At 63.1% G+C, this 20,315-nt stretch carries 25 protein-coding genes; 11 read left to right on the top strand and 14 right to left on the bottom strand.

Going from position 1 to position 20,315, the window contains the following annotated elements; all coding sequences use genetic code 11:
* Positions 1-16 precede the first annotated feature (16 nt).
* The 6 genes from WIF35_RS11135 to WIF35_RS11160 form a co-directional block, all read right to left on the bottom strand.
* Positions 17-835 carry an energy transducer TonB gene (locus WIF35_RS11135; protein ID WP_412478288.1) on the bottom strand — a complete coding sequence of 273 codons (819 nt, stop codon included), beginning with the start codon at positions 833-835 and terminating at the stop codon, positions 17-19.
* A gap of 6 nt (positions 836-841) precedes the next feature.
* Positions 842-1,243 (bottom strand): ExbD/TolR family protein, encoded by a 402-nt coding sequence (locus WIF35_RS11140; RefSeq protein ID WP_412478289.1) that lies wholly within the window; start codon positions 1,241-1,243, stop codon positions 842-844.
* 109 nt (positions 1,244-1,352) lie between these two features.
* Positions 1,353-2,012 carry a protein TolQ gene (gene tolQ / locus WIF35_RS11145; protein ID WP_412481242.1) on the bottom strand — a complete coding sequence of 220 codons (660 nt, stop codon included), beginning with the start codon at positions 2,010-2,012 and terminating at the stop codon, positions 1,353-1,355.
* A gap of 14 nt (positions 2,013-2,026) precedes the next feature.
* Entirely contained in the window at positions 2,027-2,449 is a 423-nt protein-coding gene (gene ybgC, locus WIF35_RS11150) for a tol-pal system-associated acyl-CoA thioesterase (protein ID WP_412478290.1), read from the bottom strand.
* The gene (locus tag WIF35_RS11155; RefSeq protein WP_412478291.1) at positions 2,446-3,300 is read right to left on the bottom strand and encodes a hypothetical protein; all 855 of its coding nucleotides are present in this window, start codon (positions 3,298-3,300) and stop codon (positions 2,446-2,448) included. The genes ybgC and WIF35_RS11155 overlap by 4 nt, the downstream gene beginning before the upstream one ends.
* 2 nt (positions 3,301-3,302) lie before the next feature.
* Positions 3,303-4,688, bottom strand: a complete 1,386-nt coding sequence (locus WIF35_RS11160) for a DUF2330 domain-containing protein (protein WP_412478292.1) — start codon at positions 4,686-4,688, stop codon at positions 3,303-3,305.
* Positions 4,689-4,810: 122 nt separating this feature from the next.
* Between WIF35_RS11160 and WIF35_RS11165 the strand changes: the two genes are divergently transcribed.
* Positions 4,811-6,742: a methyl-accepting chemotaxis protein gene (locus WIF35_RS11165; protein WP_412478293.1), complete on the top strand. Its 1,932-nt coding sequence runs from the start codon at positions 4,811-4,813 to the stop codon at positions 6,740-6,742.
* Between the two features lie 2 nt (positions 6,743-6,744).
* Here the strand turns inward: WIF35_RS11165 and ruvB are convergent, their stop codons facing one another.
* From ruvB to WIF35_RS11200, 7 genes are read right to left on the bottom strand one after another with little or no spacing between them, the layout of a single operon-like run.
* On the bottom strand, positions 6,745-7,803 hold the full coding sequence (gene ruvB, locus WIF35_RS11170; RefSeq protein WP_412478294.1) for a Holliday junction branch migration DNA helicase RuvB: 1,059 nt from the start codon (positions 7,801-7,803) through the stop codon (positions 6,745-6,747).
* On the bottom strand, positions 7,800-8,858 hold the full coding sequence (locus WIF35_RS11175) for an AI-2E family transporter (RefSeq protein ID WP_412478295.1): 1,059 nt from the start codon (positions 8,856-8,858) through the stop codon (positions 7,800-7,802). The genes ruvB and WIF35_RS11175 overlap by 4 nt, the downstream gene beginning before the upstream one ends.
* Position 8,859: 1 nt before the next feature.
* Positions 8,860-9,438 carry a Holliday junction branch migration protein RuvA gene (ruvA, locus tag WIF35_RS11180; protein ID WP_412478296.1) on the bottom strand — a complete coding sequence of 193 codons (579 nt, stop codon included), beginning with the start codon at positions 9,436-9,438 and terminating at the stop codon, positions 8,860-8,862.
* Positions 9,439-9,487: 49 nt separating this feature from the next.
* Positions 9,488-10,021: a crossover junction endodeoxyribonuclease RuvC gene (gene ruvC / locus WIF35_RS11185; protein ID WP_412478297.1), complete on the bottom strand. Its 534-nt coding sequence runs from the start codon at positions 10,019-10,021 to the stop codon at positions 9,488-9,490.
* Complete coding sequence (locus WIF35_RS11190; RefSeq protein WP_412478298.1) at positions 10,018-10,869, bottom strand: DMT family transporter; 852 nt, start codon at positions 10,867-10,869, stop codon at positions 10,018-10,020. The genes ruvC and WIF35_RS11190 overlap by 4 nt, the downstream gene beginning before the upstream one ends.
* 2 nt (positions 10,870-10,871) lie before the next feature.
* Positions 10,872-11,378 (bottom strand): hypothetical protein, encoded by a 507-nt coding sequence (locus tag WIF35_RS11195; RefSeq protein WP_412478299.1) that lies wholly within the window; start codon positions 11,376-11,378, stop codon positions 10,872-10,874.
* 7 nt (positions 11,379-11,385) lie between these two features.
* Positions 11,386-12,111, bottom strand: a complete 726-nt coding sequence (locus WIF35_RS11200; protein WP_412478300.1) for a YebC/PmpR family DNA-binding transcriptional regulator — start codon at positions 12,109-12,111, stop codon at positions 11,386-11,388.
* A gap of 155 nt (positions 12,112-12,266) precedes the next feature.
* Here WIF35_RS11200 and WIF35_RS11205 point away from each other — a divergent pair, with 155 nt between their 5' ends.
* From WIF35_RS11205 to WIF35_RS11235, 7 genes are all read left to right on the top strand, one after another.
* Positions 12,267-12,602, top strand: coding sequence for a hypothetical protein (locus WIF35_RS11205; RefSeq protein ID WP_412478301.1), 336 nt, complete (start codon positions 12,267-12,269; stop codon positions 12,600-12,602).
* A gap of 123 nt (positions 12,603-12,725) precedes the next feature.
* Entirely contained in the window at positions 12,726-14,363 is a 1,638-nt protein-coding gene (locus WIF35_RS11210; protein WP_412478302.1) for a helicase HerA-like domain-containing protein, read from the top strand.
* A gap of 6 nt (positions 14,364-14,369) precedes the next feature.
* Positions 14,370-14,801, top strand: coding sequence for a DUF6998 domain-containing protein (locus WIF35_RS11215; RefSeq protein ID WP_412478303.1), 432 nt, complete (start codon positions 14,370-14,372; stop codon positions 14,799-14,801).
* Between the two features lie 28 nt (positions 14,802-14,829).
* The gene (locus tag WIF35_RS11220; protein WP_412478304.1) at positions 14,830-15,711 is read left to right on the top strand and encodes a LysR substrate-binding domain-containing protein; all 882 of its coding nucleotides are present in this window, start codon (positions 14,830-14,832) and stop codon (positions 15,709-15,711) included.
* Positions 15,712-15,933: 222 nt separating this feature from the next.
* Positions 15,934-16,851: a branched-chain amino acid transaminase gene (locus tag WIF35_RS11225; protein ID WP_412478305.1), complete on the top strand. Its 918-nt coding sequence runs from the start codon at positions 15,934-15,936 to the stop codon at positions 16,849-16,851.
* A gap of 53 nt (positions 16,852-16,904) precedes the next feature.
* Complete coding sequence (locus WIF35_RS11230; protein ID WP_412478306.1) at positions 16,905-17,471, top strand: DUF3365 domain-containing protein; 567 nt, start codon at positions 16,905-16,907, stop codon at positions 17,469-17,471.
* A gap of 91 nt (positions 17,472-17,562) precedes the next feature.
* Positions 17,563-17,748 (top strand): hypothetical protein, encoded by a 186-nt coding sequence (locus tag WIF35_RS11235; RefSeq protein ID WP_412478307.1) that lies wholly within the window; start codon positions 17,563-17,565, stop codon positions 17,746-17,748.
* On the opposite strand, the gene WIF35_RS11240 is transcribed toward WIF35_RS11235, so the two are convergent.
* Entirely contained in the window at positions 17,745-18,650 is a 906-nt protein-coding gene (locus WIF35_RS11240; RefSeq protein WP_412478308.1) for a LysR family transcriptional regulator, read from the bottom strand. The two genes, WIF35_RS11235 and WIF35_RS11240, sit on opposite strands and share 4 nt — an antisense overlap.
* 88 nt (positions 18,651-18,738) lie before the next feature.
* Between WIF35_RS11240 and WIF35_RS11245 the strand changes: the two genes are divergently transcribed.
* The 3 genes from WIF35_RS11245 to WIF35_RS11255 are packed head-to-tail and all read left to right on the top strand — an operon-like array spanning position 18,739 to position 20,314.
* Positions 18,739-19,620, top strand: coding sequence for a DMT family transporter (locus WIF35_RS11245; RefSeq protein WP_412478309.1), 882 nt, complete (start codon positions 18,739-18,741; stop codon positions 19,618-19,620).
* 33 nt (positions 19,621-19,653) lie between these two features.
* On the top strand, positions 19,654-20,043 hold the full coding sequence (locus WIF35_RS11250; protein WP_412478310.1) for a PTS sugar transporter subunit IIA: 390 nt from the start codon (positions 19,654-19,656) through the stop codon (positions 20,041-20,043).
* A gap of 1 nt (position 20,044) precedes the next feature.
* The gene (locus WIF35_RS11255) at positions 20,045-20,314 is read left to right on the top strand and encodes an HPr family phosphocarrier protein (RefSeq protein ID WP_412478311.1); all 270 of its coding nucleotides are present in this window, start codon (positions 20,045-20,047) and stop codon (positions 20,312-20,314) included.
* Position 20,315: the final 1 nt, after the last annotated feature.

Here is a 20,315-nt window from a genome sequence, read left to right on the forward strand (position 1 = left end):
TAAGATTCGCGCGATTCTACTCTTCAAACGGCTTGTATTTGATTTCGAGGTCGCGGCGGAACAATGAGGGGTCGTCCGGCTTTGGCAGCGGCGAGGATTTGCGGATGGCACGTTCGATGGCGGTATCGAGCGCCGCGTTGCCGCTGGAGCGCTTCAGGCGCACGTCGAGCACTTCGCCGGACGGCAGTTGATTGACTTCAAAAACGGCTTCCGGATTACCCTGGATGCTTGGTGGCAACACGATATTGCCGCGAATCTTGCCGCGAATCTTGGCGGCGTAGCTCTCCAGACCACGACGATTGGCCGATGCCCGTTGTTCAGCTTCCGCCGCCGCAGCATTGGCCATCTGTTGCGCATTGGCCGTGTTGCGTGCCGTCGACTTCAACTGCGAGGTTTCGTTGGCCAGCTCCTTGCTGAAATCGAATTTCGGCTGCGGCTTGGCCTCGGGTTTCGGCGGCTCCGGCTTCTTGGGCTCGGGCTTAGGCTCCGGTTTTTTCGGTTCCGGCTTCGGCTCGGGTTTGGGTGGCTCGGGCTTCTTCTTGTCTTCCTTGATCGCGATATCCGGCTTCTTGGGCGGCGGCGGTTCGACCTTGGGTTCGGGTTTCGGCTCGGGCTTGGGTTGTGGCTTCACTTCCGGCTCGGGCGGCGGCGGAGCGGGCAAAACTTGGGTCGCCGGCTTGTAGGTCGGCGACCACAGCTCGACCTCGTAAGCCTCCGGCTCCTTGTTCTTCCATTGCACGCCAACGAAGAGCGCAATCACCAAGCCCAGATGAACCAGGAGGGTGAACGCCAGCGCGTACTTCTTGCCGGGCTCTTCGGGACGTTCGAGGATCATTTTGTTTTACTTGACGGCCGTCTCGAGCGCCACGCGCTGGAAGTCCATCTTCTTGACCTCGTCGAGGACCTCGATGACGTTCTTGTAGCGGGTTTCCTTGTCGCCGGCGACCAGCACCGGCATCTTGGCATCGTCGCCACGCAGCGGCAGCAGGGTCGCCTTCAGTTCCTTCAGGCCCTTGACCTTGCTTTCCTTGCCCTCGGTATCGAATACCGACAGGGTGCCGTCTTCCTGCACCTGCACCTTCAAATACTTGTCCGGCTTGCCCGGCGCCGTGCCCGAAGTCGGCAGATCGACCGAGCCGGTGGTCATCATCGGCGTCGTCACCATGAAGATGACTAGCAGCACGAGCATCACGTCGATGTAGGGAACGACGTTGATTTCGTTTTTTAGACGACGTTCGCGCATCACGCCTCCCGGAAAAATGGATCACGCGCCGCGAGGACGAGGCGGCGAGCGAGGCAGTGCGGATTGCACGGCGAGTAAGCCAACGAAGTCATCGCAAGCGTGGCCATCTTTAACGCATCTGGCGCTGGAGGATGTTGGAAAACTCCTCCATGAACGACTCGTAGCGTACGGCAAGGCGGTCGATGTCGTGGGAGAAGCGGTTGTAGGCCAGCACGGCCGGAATGGCAGCGAACAGGCCGATGGCGGTGGCGACCAGCGCTTCGGCAATACCCGGCGCGACAGAAGCCAGGGTGGCCTGACCGACGTTGGAGAGGCCGCGGAAGGCATGCATGATGCCCCAGACGGTGCCGAAGAGGCCGACATAAGGCGAGACCGAACCGACCGAAGCGAGGAAGGCCAGGTGCGATTCAAGGGCGTCCATCTCGCGCTGGTAGGTGGCGCGCATGGCGCGGCGGGAACCATCGACGATGTCCTTGGCGTCGAGATTCTTCTGGCCACGCAGCTTGGTGAATTCGCGGAAGCCGGCTTCGAAGATGCGTTCCATCGAACCGGCGTGATGGCGGTCGTTCACCGCGCTGTTGTACAGGTTGTTCAGATCCCCGCCCGACCAGAAATCGCGCTCGAAGCCCTCGGTCTTGGCGCGCGCCTGCTTGACGGTGAACCACTTCATGAAGATGTAGTACCAGGACATGAAGGAAACGCCGGCGAGCAGGGCCATGACGGCCTGAACCACTGCGCTGGCGTTCAGGATGAGGTGGAGGATGGACAGATCCTGGGTGACGTTCATTTCAGGGATTCCAGTTTCTCGTACAGGAAATCGGGGATGGAAGCGGGACGCATGTTGGTCGAACTGACGCAGGCGATCTCGACGGTGCCGGTGACCAGTTCTTCGTCGCCACGCCGCACATGCTGACGGAAAACGACGCGCACACGGGTCAGTTTTTCGACTTCGAGGCCGACCGTCAGTTGATCGTCGAGCCGGGCCGGGCGCAGGTATTCGCACTGCGCCTTGCGCACGACGAACAGAATCTGTTGTTCACTCGCCAACTTGGACTGGTCGTGCCCGGCCTGCCGCATCCATTCGGTACGGCAACGCTCGAAGAACTTCAGATAATTGGCGTAATAAACGACGCCTCCAGCATCAGTGTCCTCGTAATAGACGCGGACCGGGATGGTGAAGGCATTCGGATTCGGCTCGAATTTCATTCCGGGATTCTACCTTGCGCTGCAACATTGTTTTGTAACGGTATGTTTCCCGGCCAGATATAACGCTTTGCCGGCCAGATTGCATCCCAGAGCGGCACCAGCGGGGCCAGATAGAAGAGGGCCCAAAGCGCACCGTTCGGCCGGTAGTTGAGGAACTGCCAGGCAAACCCGGCAAAGGCGACGAGCATGACGTGCAGCCGACGCGCCATGGGCCGATCGGGCAGGGTCATCGGATCGGAAATCATGAAGAAGGCAAAGAGCAGCAAGGCGCCATTCAGGGCCTGATGGCTGAAGATTTCGACCATGCGCGTCGGCACGTGGCCGAGATAGAGCAGGCGCAGCAAGATCAAGCCGAGGAAGGTGGTGAGGAACAGCCAGGCTGCATCATTGCGCCGTGCGCGGTCGGCCACCGTCGCCCCGAGCGCGATCAGCCAGATAGCGATACCGAGATCGTTGCCCCACTGCCCCGGCGACACCCAGGTGCCCGGTACGGCGAGCAGCGCGATGCAGACGCCGAAATTGGCCGGGTTGAACACATGCTTTCCGCGCACGCGCAAAAGAAACTTGCCACTGATGGCCAGGCAGGCGATCAATGGATGCGCCCACAGCGTATCGGCGCGCAACAACAGCGAAAGGCCACAGCCGGTGATCAGCGGACTCAGGTAGCCGACGTTGTGCAGGAGAAACACGCGCAGCCAGAAGGCTTGCGTCAGCGCCGCCGAGGCCAGGGCCAGCGCCATCTGCAAGGGCAGCAGGCTGAAATCGCGCAACAGCACGCCGACCGCCAGCAGGACGATCTGGAAGGCTATCTGGAAAAAACGGGCATCGAGGCCCGTCCACCGCAGTATCACGCTTACTTGCCGCCGTTACCCCACAGCCCGTCCCACCACGGCTTGCTCGGCGGTGCAGGCGGCAGGGTCATCTTGTTGCGGATGGCGTTGATGTCGCCGCCGGTCAGCGTCGCTAGCTGCTGTGCCTCCTGCTCCTGGCGTTTGCGCACGCCTTCGAGGTAGGTCTTCGCTTCCGGGCAGGCGTCCGGCTCTACCTTGGCCGGGTGACGCAGAACGTAGCGGGTCTGGAAGTTTTGCCGGTCCTTGGTTTCCTGGAACATCAGGTCCTCCGGGAAAGTTTCCGGGGTGTAGCGCACATGCAGGCGGGTCAGCATCACTGGCTGTGCGCCGCCCGGCATTGGGCGCGGCATCGGCATGATACCCGGGCGGCCGGGCAAGGGAGCCGGCGGTGGCGCGTCGGCTTCCGGCTTGTTCACCCAGAAGACGCCGGCCTGGCGCAACTCGTCGGTGGACAACGGATCGGCCGCACAGGGATCGCACCAGCTCATGTCCCAGAAATACTCGGTGAAGACGGCGCGATAACCTTCCTTTTTCGCCTGTTCGCCGAACATGGCCTTGTAGAAATTACGGAACTCGTCACCCTGCTTCAGGAAGACCGGCAGATCCATGTTGGCCGGCAGCTTCACGGTGCGGTAGTTGCTGGTCTCGACCCGGCCGTTCTTGGTCAGCATGTAGATGATCAGGTCCTGCGGGCCGCGCGCGTTGGCCATGCCGAGACGGATCGGGAGCATGTATTTCTCCGATTCGTAGGCAAATTGCAGCGGACGCAGCATGGTGTAGCCAGTCTTGGCCTGCTCGGCCAGATTGACCTTGGCAACGAAGAATTTCATGTTCTGCCGGATATAGGGCGCCAGCGCCTTGGCGGAATTGGCCGGAATCTTGTAGCCGCTCTGCTTAAGCCAGGTTTCCAGCCCATCGGACTGGTTGGCGGAAAGGATCACGATGTCGTACTCGCCGACCGTGTAGCTGGCTTCGACGGTGACACCGAGAGCGGTGCTGCTACGCGGCGCACCGGCGGCGGCCATGGGTGCAGGCACGGCATCCTTGCGCATTTCGTAGAGGCGGCGCTCGCAGGGGTTGGAATCGTAATACTCGGCCAGACGCGGCGCGGAATAGGCATCGAGGCGGTCGAAAATTTTCTTCTCGCCGACATTGATCTGACCCTTTTGCAGCACGGTCGGCACCGGCACGACGACGGCAAATTCCTTCAGCTCGCCCTTGTAGTCGTTGAGCATGCTGACCACGGTCTTGTCGCCATCGCGCACGACGATGACCTGCGACGCCTCGTTGAACAGGTTGGCATCGGCCTTGCCAACGTAAAAGCCGCAAAACGCGTGCGCCGCGCTGACTGCTGCGGTGCACAGGGCAAAAAGGGCGATTTTCCGCATGGGCCGTCTCCATGATTGAAACATGATTAACGCATCATACCGCGCACCTGTTGACCGGCCTCAACACGGATTCCAATCGGGTATATACTTTAGATAACAAAAACCACAAAATTGGTGTGGAAATGTTCAAAAATAACCTTCAAGCGCGTTTCATTGTTCCTGTCTCCGCATTCGTCATTCTGGTCGTGCTGGGCGGCGCCCTCCTTTTCTCGTCGCTGGAAAGCAAGCGGATCGAAAGCGAGATGGTGCTCGATGCCGATGACCGCTCGCAGGCGGCATTGCAAATACTGGCGGTAACCGATGCCTTGGTCACCGAACAGACCCGGAGCGCCATGCGCCTGCTGATGGAACGCGGGCAAGCGCTTGGGCCGGCAGCGCTCGGTCCGGCAGTTCAGGTGAAGGACAAGACCGTTCCCAATCTGTTGCTGGGCGGCCGCCCGCAGGCCAACAACTTCGACCTGGTGGACGGCGTGGTCAAGGTGGTTGGCGGCACGGCGACCCTGTTCGTCAAACACGGGGATGACTTCGTTCGTGTGTCGACCAATGTCAAACGCGATAACGAGCGGGCTACCGGCACCGTACTCGACCCAAAGGGCAAGGCTATTGCCGCCATCCGTAGTGGCAATCCTTTCTATGGCGTCGTCGATATTCTCGGCAATCCCTTTTTTACCGGCTACGAGCCAATCCGCGACCCGCAGGGAAGCGTGATCGGTATCTGGTACGTGGGCTACAAAATCGACATGGCGGCGCTGAAACAAGCCATCGAGAAATCGCGCCTGCTCGACAACGGCTTCATGGCCATCCTCGATGCCAATAACAAGGTGCGCTTCCGCTCGTCCCACGTCACCGACGAGCAGATCGGCAAGCTTCAGGAAAACGACACCGGCTGGTTCATCAAACGCGATGAATTCCCGGCATGGGGCTTCAAGGTCATGGCGGCCTACCCAAAACAGGAAGTCGAGGCGATCGCCCAGAAGCGCATGGTCACCATCATTTCGGTCGGAGTGCTGGCCTGCATCGTACTGATTGGCATGATGTTCGCGATGCTGCGGCAAATGGTGCTCAAACCGCTGGGCGGCGAGCCTACGGCCGCGGCAGAGGCAGCCGGACGTATCGCTGCCGGCGACCTGCTGACGGAAATCCCCGTCACCCCCGGCGACACCCAGAGCCTAATGGCCGCCATGACAACGATGCGGGACGGCCTGCAAGGTATCGTGCGCAACATCCATCAGGGTGCCGATGCTCTGAATGCGGCATCGGACAATCTGGTACGAATGGCTGATCGCGTCTCCGGCGGCGTTTCGCAGCAGAACGATGCGACCTCGGCGATCGCCGCAACGCTGGAGGAAATCACGGTCAGCATCCGGCATGTCTCCGACGGTGCGACCTCGGTCAATGAAATGGCCACTGATGCCGGAAATCTCTCGGCCCAAGGCAATACGACGGTCAGCCAGGCGGTTGCGGACATGCAGCGCAGTGCCGAGTCGGTCAATCAGTCGGCCGCCATGGTGGAAAAGCTGGGCGAGGGGTCGCGTCAGATTTCGACCATCGTCAATGTGATCAAGGATATTGCCGACCAGACCAACCTTCTGGCCCTGAACGCCGCCATCGAAGCAGCTCGGGCCGGCGAAGCCGGACGCGGCTTTGCCGTGGTGGCCGACGAAGTACGCAAGCTGGCCGAGCGCACGGCCACCTCGACCCACGAAATCACCACCATGATCGACGGCATACAGTCGACGACGAACGAGGCTATTGCCGGCATTGAGGACGGTGCCAAGCGGGTCAACAACAGCGTCGGCAAGGCCAGTGAAGCGGGCGACAGCATGGCACGCATCAACGATGCGACGAATGCCGTCGTCGAAGCGGTCAACGAGATTTCGCTCGCTTTGCGCGAGCAATCCTCGGCCAGCGAGGTCATCGCCAAGAATGTCGAGCAAGTGGCGGTGATGAACGAGGAAAACACTGCCGCAGTCAGGAATGTCGTGGCCGACGCCCAGCGCCTGCAAGGGCTGGCCACGCAACTGAAGGCGTCGGTCGCCAGCTTCCGGGTCTAAGTTTACTCGTCGGCCAGCAGATCGCGCACCACCGCGCTGGCCGGTTCGGCCAGCCCGAGGTGGCGGTAGATGGCTGGCGTCGCAATTCGGCCACGCAGGGTGCGTTGCAGATAGCCCTGCTGGATCAAATAAGGCTCCAGCACATCCTCGATCGTGTCACGGGCTTCGCCGATGGCAGCCGCCAGATTGTCGACGCCGACCGGGCCGCCTCCGAACTTGTCGATCACCGCCGACAGCAGCTTGCGATCCATCAGGTCGAGACCGGCCGGGTCCACGTCGAGCATGTGCAGCGCCTTGTCGGCGATGTCGCGCGTGATGTTGCCGTCGGCTTTCACCTCGGCGTAGTCGCGCACGCGGCGCAGCAGGCGGTTGGCGATGCGCGGCGTGCCGCGCGAGCGCTTGGCGATTTCCAACGCGCCGTCGGGATCGATGGGCGCGTTGAGCAAGGTGGCCGAGCGGCTGACGATGCTCTGCAATTCCTGCGCGTTGTAGAACTCCAGCCGGGCGACGATGCCAAAACGGTCGCGCAACGGGTTGGTCAGCATGCCGGCGCGGGTCGTCGCCCCAACCAGCGTGAAGGGCGGCAGATCAAGCTTCACCGAGCGGGCGGCTGGACCTTCACCGATCATGATATCGATCTGGAAATCCTCCAGCGCAGGGTAGAGGATTTCCTCGACGACTGGGCTCAAACGGTGGATTTCGTCGATGAACAGCACGTCGTGCGGTTCGAGGTTGGTCAGAATGGCGGCCAGGTCGCCGGCCCGTTCCAGCACCGGCCCTGAGGTCTGGCGCAGGTTGACGCCCATTTCGGCAGCGACGATGTGGGCCAGCGTGGTCTTGCCGAGGCCCGGCGGGCCGAAGAGCAGCACATGGTCGAGCGCCTCGCTGCGCTTCTTGGCGGCGTGGATGAAGATTTCGAGCTGCTCGCGAATCTTGACCTGGCCGGTGTAGTCGGCCAGGCGCTTGGGGCGCAGGGCGCGCTCGAGCGCTTCTTCCTGAGCCGATTTGCTTTGCGGCGCAATGATGCGGTCAGAAGCGACCAGCTTGTCGGTTTCGATCATGCGTTTGCCTCCTCGCGCACCCAGCGCTGGAACAGCATCTGGCCGAGCGCCAGCAGCACTGGCCCGAGGAAGATGCCAATGAAGCCGAAGACCAGTACGCCACCCAGCACGCCGAGGGCGATGAGCAGGATGGACAGGCCGGCGCCGCGGGCGATCAGGATGGGTTTGACGAAATTGTCGATGCTGCTGATGACGAACAGGCCATAAAGCACCATGAACACGGCCCAGCCGGTATCGCCCTGGCCGTAGAGCCAGGCCGCCGCACCGCCCCAGATCAGCGGCGGGCCGATCGGGATCATCGACAGGAAAAAGGTGGCGCAACCGAGCAGCACCGCCCCCGGTACGCCGGCGATCAGGAAGCCAAGCATCGCCACCGTGGCCTGCGCCGCCGCCGTGCCGACGATGCCGAGCATGACACCGACCACCGTACCGCTCGCCTTGTCCAGCATTTCTTCGCCCAGATCGCCGCCCAACTTGCGGGCAGCCGTGTACAGCGCCTCGCTCAGGGCAGCACCATCGCGATAGAGGAAGAAGACAACAAACAGCACCAGCGCCAGCTGCAGCAGGCCATTGGCCGCGATGGCGCCGAGCGAGACGACCAGTTGCCGCGCCGGCCCGGCCAGTTGCTTGAGCAGGGCATTCAATTCCTCGCGGTTGCCGGCCAGCCGGTGCCAGGTGCTATCGATCTCGCTGCCGACAAAGGGAATACCGCTCAGCCAGGTGGGCGCATCGGCCGGCAGGCCTTGCTCGATGTAAGGTTTGACAAAGGCGACCAGTTTGTCGGCGCCGTTGGCCAGCGAGCCGGCCAGGAAAATCATCGGCACCAGCATGACCAGCACCAGCGCCAGCGTCATCAGCGAAGCCCCCAGCGTATCGCGCCCGCCGAGGCGTGGCAGCAGCTTCTCGGAGTAATAGGACCAGGTGCAGACCCAGACGACCAGGGCGAAGAGCACCGCGCCGACGAACGGCAGCAGCACGGCGATGCAGCCGATGATCAGCAGCACCACCAGCGCGACTTGCGCCAGGCGTTTCGGGTTCTCGTCGCTGATCAGCATGTCAGACCTTGGACAGCAGCTTGAGCGCCTGCCGGATGCCGTCGGAAGTGCTCACATCGGCCGGCAGTTGCTTCATTGCCGAAGCCGCTTCCTTCTCGTTGTAACCGAGCGCCAGCAGGGCGTTCAAAATATCCTGTTTGGCGTCGTCCACCGCAGCCGTCAGCGAAATGCCGGTGGCGTCGGCCAGTTTTCCCTTCAATTCGAGCAACAAACGCTCGGCGGTCTTCTTGCCGATGCCCGGAATCTTGATCAGCCGGCCCAACTCCTGCTGCGCTACGGCGGCCGACAGGTCGTTCACCGACATACCGGACAACACCGACAGCGCCGTGCGCGCGCCGATGCCGGACACCTTCAGCAACTGGCGAAAGGCGAAACGCTCGGCCTCAGTCAGGAAGCCGTAGAGGAAATGCCCATCCTCACGCACCGCGAAATGGGTCAGCAGCTTGGTCTTCTCACCCGCCGCCGGCAGATTGTAGAAGGTACTCATCGGCACATCCAGCTCGTAGCCGACGCCATTGACGTCGAGCACGATCTGCGGGGGATTCTTTTCGGCGAGGATGCCGGTCAATCGTCCGATCATTTCGGGGCAATCTCTTTCTGGAAAAAGTACTGTATTTTCACACAGTTTCTCATCCTATCAGTCGCCCGCCGCGAACGCGATACCCGGCCGTCGCCAGCGCCCCCAAACCCTGGCCGCCATGCGCGTGGGCGATGGCGCAAGCCAGCGCATCGGCCGCATCGGCCGCCGGCGCGCCAGCCAGGCTGAGCAAGCGCACGACCATGTCCTGCACCTGCTCCTTGGCCGCCTTGCCGTGGCCCACGACCGCCTGCTTGACCTGCAAGGCAGTGTATTCCGCCACCGGCAGTCCACCATGCACCAGTGCACTGATCGCCGCCCCGCGCGCCTGACCGAGCAGCAGCGTCGATTGCGGATTGACGTTCACAAACACCTTCTCGATCGCCGCCTGATCCGGCCGGTAGGTGGAGATCACCTCGCTGATGCCGGCGAACAGCGTACCGATCCGCTCCGGCAGCGATTGTTTGTCGTTCGACTTGATGCAGCCGCTCGCCACGTAGACCAGCTGGTTGCCATGCTTCTCGATGACACCAAAGCCGGTCACGCGCAAGCCAGGATCGATGCCGAGGATACGTGTCCCGCTCATTTCGGCTTCGCCACCAGATAAACGCCGCTCACCGCCAGCGCCATACCGACTGCTGCGGTGTACGTCAGTTTTTCGCCAAAAACCAGCCAGGCGATCAGCGCCGTGCACAGCGGCGTCAGGTAGAACAGACTGGCCACATTGACCGCGCTGCCGCTGCGAATCAGCAGATTCAACAGGCTGATGGCACCGATCGACAGGACCAGCACCAGCCAGCCAAGCGCGAAGATGAATTCGCCGGTCCATTCGACGTGATAGCCATCGAAGGCCGCGACGGCGATCCCCGTCACGATGGCCGTTGGCACGAACTGGATCACCGAACCGGTACGCAGATCGAACTTGGCGCAGAAACGCTTCTGGTACAGCGTGCCAACCGTAATGCCGAGCAAGGCGACGATGGCCGGCAGCAGCATCGGCCCCAGGGGCGCCTCGCCAAACTTGCCGGAAACCACCAGCACGACGCCGACGAAACCCAGCGCCAGCCCGCCCCATTGGCGAGCACTCACTCGCTCGCCGAGCAGCCAGCCAGCGCCCACCGCCGTCAGCAAGGGCTGCATACCGACGACCAGCGCCGTCACCCCGGCCGGCAGGCCGTGCTTGATGGCGACGAAGACGCCGCCAAGGTAGAAGGCATGGACCAGCACGCCCGACACACCGATATGCAGCCACTGCCGCGCCTCTTTCGGCCACGGTGCCCGCGTCGCCAGCGCGATGAGCAGCATCAGGCCGATGACAAAACCGTAGCGCGTCAGCAGGAAAGACAGCGGTTCGGCGTAGGGCAGGCCGTACTTGGCGCCGATGAAGCCTGTACTCCACAGGAAGACGAAGAGCAGGGGATAGGCACGCTGCATGGTCAAACGATCCAGTCGGGTTTGCAGCGCTTGCGCGCCTCGTTGTAGGTTTCGAAGATGGTACGGGCATCGCCGCTGGCGCGGTGGCGGCGCAAGGCCAGGCGCTTCTCCACCTCGCTGCGCAGGCCGTGCCAGAGCGATTGCTCGCACTCGGCCAGCAGTTCGCGCAAATCCTTCAGGTGATAGGTCGGAAACAGTTCGACCGCGTCGTAGAGCTTCGACAGCCAGACGTAGTCATAGGCCCAGGCATCGCAGTAGATGGTCTGCCCGCGCAGGGCGGTATTGAGGTCGAGGCAAACCTCGACGCCCGGCCGGCCCTTGGCCAGCAGAACTTCGCGGCTGATGCCATGCACCTGCTCGGCCGAAGGATCCCAATGCGTCCACCCCGGCTCGGGCTGGATCAAGCTGCAATAGGAGTTGCCATCCGGCGTGAAATAGCCGACTTCGATCGGATAGCTGCCGTTGCCGAACCCTGACGCCTCGACGTCGATGATGACGGGCAGCGGCACGGGGCCGTTAGTCCTCGATGACGGCGGTGGTGTAGATTTCCTGCACGTCGTCGAGACCTTCCAGCGCGTCGAGCAACTTCTGCATTTTGACCGCATCGTCGCCGGTGAAGACGTTTTCGCCTTCCGGCTTCATCGTCACTTCGGCGAACTCCGGCTTGAAGCCGGCGGCTTCGAGCGCGTCCTTGACGGTGAGGAAATCGGCCGGGCCGGTGATCACTTCGATCGAACCGTCGTCGTTGGTATTCACGTCCTCGGCACCGGCTTCGATGGCGGCATCCATCAGCGCGCCTTCATCGGTTCCCGGGGCGAAGATCATCTGGCCACAGTGCTTGAACTGGAAGGCCACGCAACCGTCGGTGCCCATGTTGCCGCCGTGCTTGGAGAAAGCATGGCGCACTTCGGCCACGGTACGGGTCTTGTTGTCGGTCAGGCAATCGACCATGATCGCCGCACCGCCGACGCCGTAACCCTCGTAGCGAACCTCGACGTAATCGACGCCCTCCAGTTCGCCCGTGCCCTTCTTGATCGCGGTATCGATCTTGTCCTTGGGCATGTTGACCGCCTTGCCCTTGTCGACCGCCACGCGCAGACGCGGATTGAAGCTCACATCGCCGCCGCCCATCTTGGCGGCCACGGTGATTTCCTTGGCGATCTTGGAGAAGGCAGCGCCGCGCTTTTCGTCCTGACGACCCTTGCGGTGCTGGATATTGGCCCATTTGGAGTGTCCGGCCATGATGATTCCCTGAATGCAAATAACGAAGAAGGCGAGATTTTACCCGGCGGCGGCCTTCTCGTCAGGCTTGCGTGGGATTGCCGGCAAATTCGTGGGCAAATGGGTGTGCTTGTTGCTTAGAAAGGCTCATTTACCGTTCCGAACGCTACAACAAAATGCGAAAGCCGAACCTTTATCAAAGCCTGAGAGCCAAACAGCGCAGCCGCCAGATGGTCATCGGCGTCACCTGGTACACCGAGGAAAGCTGGGCCAAAGTCAAAGCCAGCGCCACCGATCCGGAAGCTTTCGAAGCAACCTTCGACCAATGGAAAGCCATGGCGGTGGCGGCCCGGCGCAATTTTCAACGCTCCGGCGTCATGGCCCTGGAATGCCTGATCGACCCGGACGAGTTCTTCGCCTGGTGTGCCGCCAACCATCAGGAAAACAACTCGACCGCCCGCGGCGAATTCGTCTCGGAAGTGTTGAGCGCTGCCCATAACAAAGTGGAGTAGACCCGCCGCAACTTGTCGCATTGACGACAGACTGCGGTGCACCGGCCGCTTTACCCTGTTTCACCAAGTGCCACCGCAAGCATTGCTAGAATGCCGGGATAACTTTCAGCGGAGTCCCGTGTCATGTCCGAACCCCTCTACCTCGCCAAATCCGAAGACGGTTATCCCGCCCTGCTGCCGCAGATGGCCAACCGCCACGGCCTGATCACCGGGGCGACCGGCACGGGCAAGACCGTCACGCTGCAATCCATCGCCGAGCGCCTGTCCTACGCCGGCGTGCCGGTCTTCATGGCCGACGTGAAGGGCGACCTCTCCGGCATGGGCGCGCCGGGCGTACCTTCGGAAAAGATGCTCAAGCGCGTCGCCGACCTCGGCCTCGAAGGCTTTACGCCCTACGCCAACTCCGTCGCCTTCTGGGATGTCTTCGGCGAAAACGGCATCCCGGTACGCGCCACCATTTCCGACATGGGCCCGCTGCTGCTCGCCCGCCTGCTCAACCTGAACGACACGCAGACCGGCGTCCTGCAACTGGTCTTCAAGATCGCCGACGACCAGGGCCTGCTGCTGCTCGACCTCAAGGACCTGCGCGCCATGGTCCAGCATGTCGGCGACAACGCCAAGGAATTCACCACCGAGTACGGCAACGTCTCCGCCGCCTCGATCGGCGCCATCCAGCGCGGCCTGCTGACGCTCGAACAGCAGGGCGGCGACCAATTCTTCGGCGAGCCGATGCTCGACATTCACGACCTGATGCAGGTCGACGAAAACGGCCGCGGCATCATCAACGTGCTCGCCGCCGAAAAGCTGGTGCAGGCCCCGGCACTCTATTCTACCTTCCTGCTCTGGCTGCTCTCCGAGCTCTTCGAGCAACTGCCGGAAGCCGGCGATCTCGACAAGCCCAAGCTCGTCTTCTTCTTCGACGAAGCCCACCTGCTGTTTAGCGACGCCCCGCAGGCACTGACCGACAAGGTCGAGCAAGTCGTCCGCCTGATCCGCTCCAAGGGCGTCGGCGTCTATTTCGTCACCCAGAACCCGCTCGACGTGCCGGAAAAAATCCTCGGCCAGCTCGGCAACCGCGTCCAGCACGCCCTGCGCGCTTTCACCCCGCGCGACCAGAAGGCCGTGCAGGCCGCCGCGCAAACCATGCGCGCCAACCCGAAATTCGACGCTGCCGCCGTCATCACCGAACTCGGCGTCGGCGAGGCACTGATTTCCTTCCTCGACGACAAGGGCCGGCCCACCGTCGTCGAGCGCAGCATCATCTTCCCGCCCGCTTCGCGCCTCGGTCCGCTGACCGCAGACGAACGCCAGGCCATGATCCAGGCCAGCCCGCTGCTCGCCACCTACGGCCAGACCGTGGATCGCGAATCGGCCTACGAAGTGCTGCGCGGCCAGACCGCCAAGGCTGCCCAACCGGCCCCCGGCGCCATTCCCGCCCCCCCGGCCAAACCCGGCGGTGCTTCCGCGCCGCTCGACGCCAACGACTGGGGCAACCACAACGGCGCACAAGCCCAACCACGCCCGACGCCCACGCCACAACCGCGCCAGGCCCCAGCCCAGCAGGAATCCGGCGGCGGCCTGTTCGGTGGCCTTGGCGACATCTTGATGGGCAGCACCGGCCCTCGCGGCGGCAAGCGCGAAGGCGTGCTCGAAAGCGCTGCCAAGAGCGCTGCGCGCGGCGTCGCCGGCACCGTCGGCCGCGAAATCGGCAAGCAGATCCTGCGCGGGGTGTTGGGGTCGATTTTGGGCGGGCGGCGCTAATTCACGATGGATTTCATCAAGGAGAGAATCACTGCGGCGCAGGCCATCCTCGCCAGCATATTCGCTTCGCAAAAAGCGCTGAGAGCACTCGCTCCGGAATATAACTGGTCTGGCCTTGGCAATTTGCTGGGTGATTTCGGCGAGCTACTAGCAACGGATTACTACAAACTGCAAAAGGCCCCGAGTGGCTCCGGCGACTACGATGCGCGCACCTCAGATGGCTTAACCGTCCAAATTAAAACGAACTTTGCGGCTTCCCAGATCGGCTTTCGCGGTCAGGCTGATCTTCTTCTCGTCCTGGGCATCCACGAGGACGGCTCTTGGGAAGAGATTTACTTCGGGCCGTATGACCCAGTCTCAAGTCACGCCCGTTTTTCGGCGCGCGATAACAAGCACATGATCGCCGTGTCGAAATTGCGCGCATTACAAAGCAGCTAAGGTTGCAGAGCCAACGATTACGCCCCCCATGCACGACCTCCCGCCCCTCCACACGCTCCCCGCCTTCGAAGCCGCCGCTCGTCTCGGCAGCTTTCTGGCGGCGGCGGAGGCTTTGCATCTGACGCCGTCGGCGATCAGCCATCGCATCAGGCAACTGGAGGAACACCTCGGCCAGCCGCTGTTCGAGCGGCGGCATCGAGCGGTGGTGCTGACGGCGGCGGGACGGCGTTATCTGGCGGTAGTGCGCGAGGCGCTGTTGCGGCTGGATGAGGCGAGCGCGGTACTGCGTGCTCCGAGCCGCGAGCGCCTGCGCATTTCGGCCGCGCCGGCCTTGGGTAGCAAGTGGCTGGTGGCCCGCGTGGCGGAATATCAGCAGCGCCATCCCGACCTCGAATTCACCCTCGGCACGGCGACCAGTCTCGGGCCGCTGCTCAATGGCGAGGCCGACATCGGCCTGCGTTACGGTGAGGAAGAATGGCCAGGGTTGCTGGCCTGGAAGCTCTTCGAGGAGCGCGTTTTCCCGGTCTGTTCGCCGGCGCTGGCGGCGGATTTGCAGACCCCGGCCGATCTCGACGGCGTGCGCCTGCTGCGCCATCCGCTGCTCTCGTGGTCGCGCTGGTTTGCCGCCGCCGGGTTGCGCCGGGCGGAACCGGCGAGCGGGCCGACCTACGAGGATGCCTTGCTGATGCTCGAAGCCGCCGTCGCCGGGCACGGCGTGGCGCTGATGGCGGCGACGCTGGCCCAGCCTTACCTCGACGAGGGCCGGCTGGTGCGCCCCTTCGCCGAAGATTGCCCGGATCGCAGCTTCTACATCGTCGCGCCACCCGCCGTTCAGGAAAAACCGGCGATCATGGACTTCATTCGCTGGCTGCTGCGGTGCACACGCCAAAACGGGCAAAAACCGGGTTAGCCGCCTTGCCCTCCACCGGACCGCTCACATTAATTTTATTCATCTAAATCACGCTCAATTCGTTTGAGCGCATTCATTGGGCGCGGCATGCTCTCCTCACCGCGCCTTGGCGTTACCCGGCCCGCCTACCCGGCACCGGCCGTCCGACGCACCCGCCGCTCACCCCTCGCGGCCCCGTTCGCTGCACAACGCAACGCATCGCCATCTTTCGAGGAGAACCCCATGCAAGACCGCAACAGTCTCATCTGGCTGGACGGGCAATGGCTGCCCGCCTCCGAGGCCAAGGTTTCCGTGCTCACCCACACCCTGCATTACGGCTACGGCTGCTTCGAGGGCATCCGCGCCTACGAGACGGCAAGCGGCCCGGCGCTCTTTCGCCTGCCCGAGCATCTGCGCCGGTTGGAAGATTCGGCGCGCATCCTGGCCATCGATATGCCCTTCGATCGCGCCACGCTCACCGCGGCCTGCCGCGAAGTCGTGGCGCGCAACGGGCTGAACAGCGCCTACGTGCGGCCGCTGGTTTTTCTTGGCGACGAAAAACTGGGCGTCGACCCAGCCGGGGCCAAGACGCATGTGATAGTCGCCGCCTGGCCGTGGGGCGCCTACCTCGGCGGCGAAGCGCTGCAGGCCGGCATCCGCGTCCGCGTGTCATCCTACGCCCGGCATCACCCCAATGTGCAGATGTGCCGCGCCAAGGCGATCTCGGCCTACGCCAATTCCATCCTTTCGGTGCGCGAGGCGCGGCGCGACGGTTACGACGAGGCGATTCTGCTCGACACCGAGGGCTACGTGGCGGAAGGCTCGAGCGAGAACCTCTTCATCGTGCGCGACGGCGAGCTGCTGGAGCCGGAAACGACCTCGGCACTCGACGGCATCACCCGCCGCACCGTCGTCACCCTGGCCCGCGAGGCCGGCCTGAGCGTGCGCGCCAAGCGGCTGACGCGCGACGAGGTCTATTGCGCCGACGAAGTTTTCTTCACCGGCACGGCGGCGGAAATCACGCCAGTGGTGGAAGTGGACGCCCGACGCATCGGCGACGGCCAGCCCGGCCCGACCACCCGACGCTTGCAACAGGCCTATTTCGCGGCCGTGCGCGGCGAAGATGCGCAGCATGGCGACTGGCTGACGCCGGCAACATGACACACGGGAAAAACAGGGGTAGCATTAGCGTTTTCTGATTTAGCGGAGCCGCCATGAAACCCCTGTTCGCCCTCAGCCTGCTCGCCGCTGCCTTGCCAGTCCTCGCCCAAGACCTGGCGGCATTGACTGCCGACACCAAGAAGGCCGTGCTGCCGGTCGTGCCCAAGGTGGTCAACGCCATGCAGGAAGCCGTCGCCGAGAAGGGCGTGGCCGGGGCGATTCCGGTGTGCAAGGAACAGGCACCGGAATTGATCAAGGCCAAGCGCCAGGAAACCGGCTGGGACATCCGCCGCGTCAGCCTGAAAACGCGCAATGCCGAGCGCGGTACGCCGGACCTGTGGGAAGTCCGCCAGTTGGCCGATTTCAACATCCGCGCCGCCAATGGCGAAAAGATCGATACGCTGGAAAAGAGCGAGATCGTCAGCATCGACGGCAAGCCGGTGCTGCGCTACATGAAGGCGCTGCCGGTCGGCGACGTCTGTCTGAAGTGCCACGGCCCGGCCGAATCGCTCGACCCCGCCTTGCAGGCCAAGCTGAAGGAAAGCTACCCGCACGACCAGGCTACGGGTTACGCCAAGGGGCAGATTCGCGGCGCGCTGACTGTCAAGCGTCCGCTGTAACACGAGGCAGCCGGGCGGCGCCCGGCACCCCTGATTTTCCGTTCAGCGGAACGCGGGCAAAATACCTCTGTCTTCCGTGAAACCTCCGACCATGCGCCTCATCCTGCTGACCTGCGGCCTGCTCATTCTCGGCAGCTGCCAGAATTTCTACGAAGCCGGCCGGATGAGCGCCGAACAGCAGTGCCACAAGCTACCGCCGAGCGAATGGGATGATTGCCTCGCCCGCGTCAATCGCCAGCCGTATGCCGAATACGAAAAGGCGCGCCAGGCCAATTAAGACGATTCGCCGGCCTGACGGCCTTTTTCAGCAAGATGATCGAGCAGGGCCAGTGCCGCCGGCGACAGCGCGGCGCGCGAGCGCACGCAAAGTTGCAGGTCGCGCGGGGCCCACGGGTCGCTGATTTTTACCGTTTTCAGGCCGTGCACCGCAGCAGAGCGCGGCACCATGCCGATCCCGACGCCGGCGGCCACCATGCGGCACACCGCATTGAAGCTGCGCACCTGGATGCGCACGTCGAGCCGCCCGCCGAGCCGCGCCGCGTGGTTCATCATGAAGGTGTGAATGGCGCTGCCGGCGTGCAGGCAGACGAAGGGTTCGCCCAGCACTTCGGCGAAGGCGACTTCGTCGCGTCCGGCCAGTGGGTGCCCGGCCGGCACCACCAGCACCAGGCGGTCACGCCGATAGGGCAGGGTTTCCAGTTCGCCGAAGGCGCCCTCGGCCGCCACCACGCCGATTTCCACCTGGCCGCTGGCCACCGCCTGGATGATGGCCGGGCTGGGCTGTTCTTCCAGACTGACGCGCACATGCGGGTGCTCACGCAGGAAATCGCCCAGGTCTTCCGGCAAGAAGCAGTTGATGGCGTTGGTGTTGGCAAAAACCGTCACCTGGCTATGCACGCCGCTGGCGTAGGGCGCCAGATCGGCATGCATCTGTTCGAGCTGGGCGAAGACCTGGCGGGCATGGCGCAATAGCGACTCACCCGCTGGTGTAGGCGTCAGGCCGCGCGCATGGCGCTGAAACAGGGGCACGCCGAGGGCGGCTTCGAGCTGGGTCAGGCGATGGCTGGCCGAGGAGGGCGCCAGATGCACCTGCTCGGCGGCACGGGTCAGGCTGCCGCTGTCGGCGATGGCGGCAACGAGCCGCAGGTCGGGAAGGTCGTAGCGCATGGTTTCGTCCATATCGAACGCTGGCTTTGAATAATACCAATTGATCGGGCGCCGAAGGGCGTATTCAATGGCATCCATAACAATTCACCAGAGAACGGCTTTGGAAAAATCGAACGCCTGGGGTGCCTGGCTGGCCTTGATCGCCGCGCTGGGTTTCTCGCTGAAAGCCATCTTCGTCAAGCTCGCCTACCCGTATGGCGTCGATGCGATCACCCTGCTGGCCCTGCGCATGGGCTTCTCGCTGCCGGTCTTCCTGTGGGTCGGCCTGGCCCAACAGAAGGCAGGAGCGGCGCTGAGCCGCGGCGACTGGCTGCGCCTCGTCGTCCTCGGCTGCCTCGGCTACTACGGTGCCAGCATTCTCGACTTCTGGGGCCTGGCCTACATCTCGGCTGGCCTGGAACGCCTGATCCTGTTCACCTACCCGACGCTGACCATCCTGATCGGCGTCTTCTTCCAGGGCAAGGAATTCACCCGCCGCGAGGGACTGGCCATCGTCCTTTGCTACACCGGCATCGGTTTCGCCTTCGCGCACGATCTCGGCCTCGGCGATGCGCACTCGGTGCTGATCGGTGGCCTGCTCGTCTTTGGCTCCAGCGTTTCCTACGCCCTCTACATTTCGGGCAGCGCCCCGATGATCTCGCGCCTCGGCGCCTTGCGCTTCTCGGCACTGGCTTCGCTGGTTTCGTCGGCGGTGACGCTGCTGCATTTCGGCATCGCCCAGCCCCTGACTGCCTTCATCCAGCCGCTACCGGTCTATGGCTGGGGACTGGCCATGGCCGTCATCGCCACGGTCATTCCGGTCTTTGCCCAATCGGCGGCCATTCGCCATCTTGGGGCTGGGCGCGCTTCGCTCTACGGCATGATCGGGCCGATGCTGACCATAGGCTTCGGCTGGTGGCTGCTCGAAGAGCACATTTCGCTGCACCAGATGGTCGGCGCCGGGCTGGTTGTCGCCGGCATATTTATTGTCAGCCGAAAGTAGATTTGCCAGATTTCGCAGGCTAGAATCCCGAGCATGATCGGGATCCTGCTTATCACTCACGGCAGCTATGGCGAAGCGCTCCTCCAGAACGCCTGTCATGTGCTGAACAAGCGTCCGCCGCTGCTCAACCAGTTGGGCATGTCGGCGCAGGACGACCCGCTCGACATGCTACCGCTGGCCCGGCAGATGCTGCAGTTGGTCGACGGTGGCAACGGCGTTTTGCTGCTGACCGACGTCTACGGCGCCAGCCCGGCCAACCTGGCCTTGAAACTCCTCGAGCCTGGCCGCATCGAAGGCTTAACCGGGGCGAATCTCCCGATGTTGCTCCGCGCCTTGACCTATCGCGACAAGGACCTCCAAACTGCGCTCATTCGTGCCCGCGACGGCGGCCGCGATGGCATTCTCAACTTGCTGGAACGCTGACATGCTGACCAAGGAAACACAAATCATCAACAAACTCGGGTTGCACGCCCGCGCTTCGGCCAAGCTGACGCAATTGGCCGGCAAGTTCAAGTGCGAAGTCTGGATGAGCAAGGGCACCCGCCGGGTCAACGCCAAGAGCATCATGGGTGTCATGATGCTGGCTGCCGGCAAGGGTTCGACAGTCACGCTGGAAACGGACGGTGCCGACGAGGCCGAGGCCATGGAAGCCTTGCTCGCCCTGATTGCCGACTACTTCGGCGAGGGAGAATAAG

The sequence above is a fragment of the Azonexus sp. IMCC34839 genome (genome assembly GCF_047047955.1).
In the GTDB taxonomy this organism is placed as follows: Bacteria; Pseudomonadota; Gammaproteobacteria; order Burkholderiales; family Rhodocyclaceae; genus Azonexus.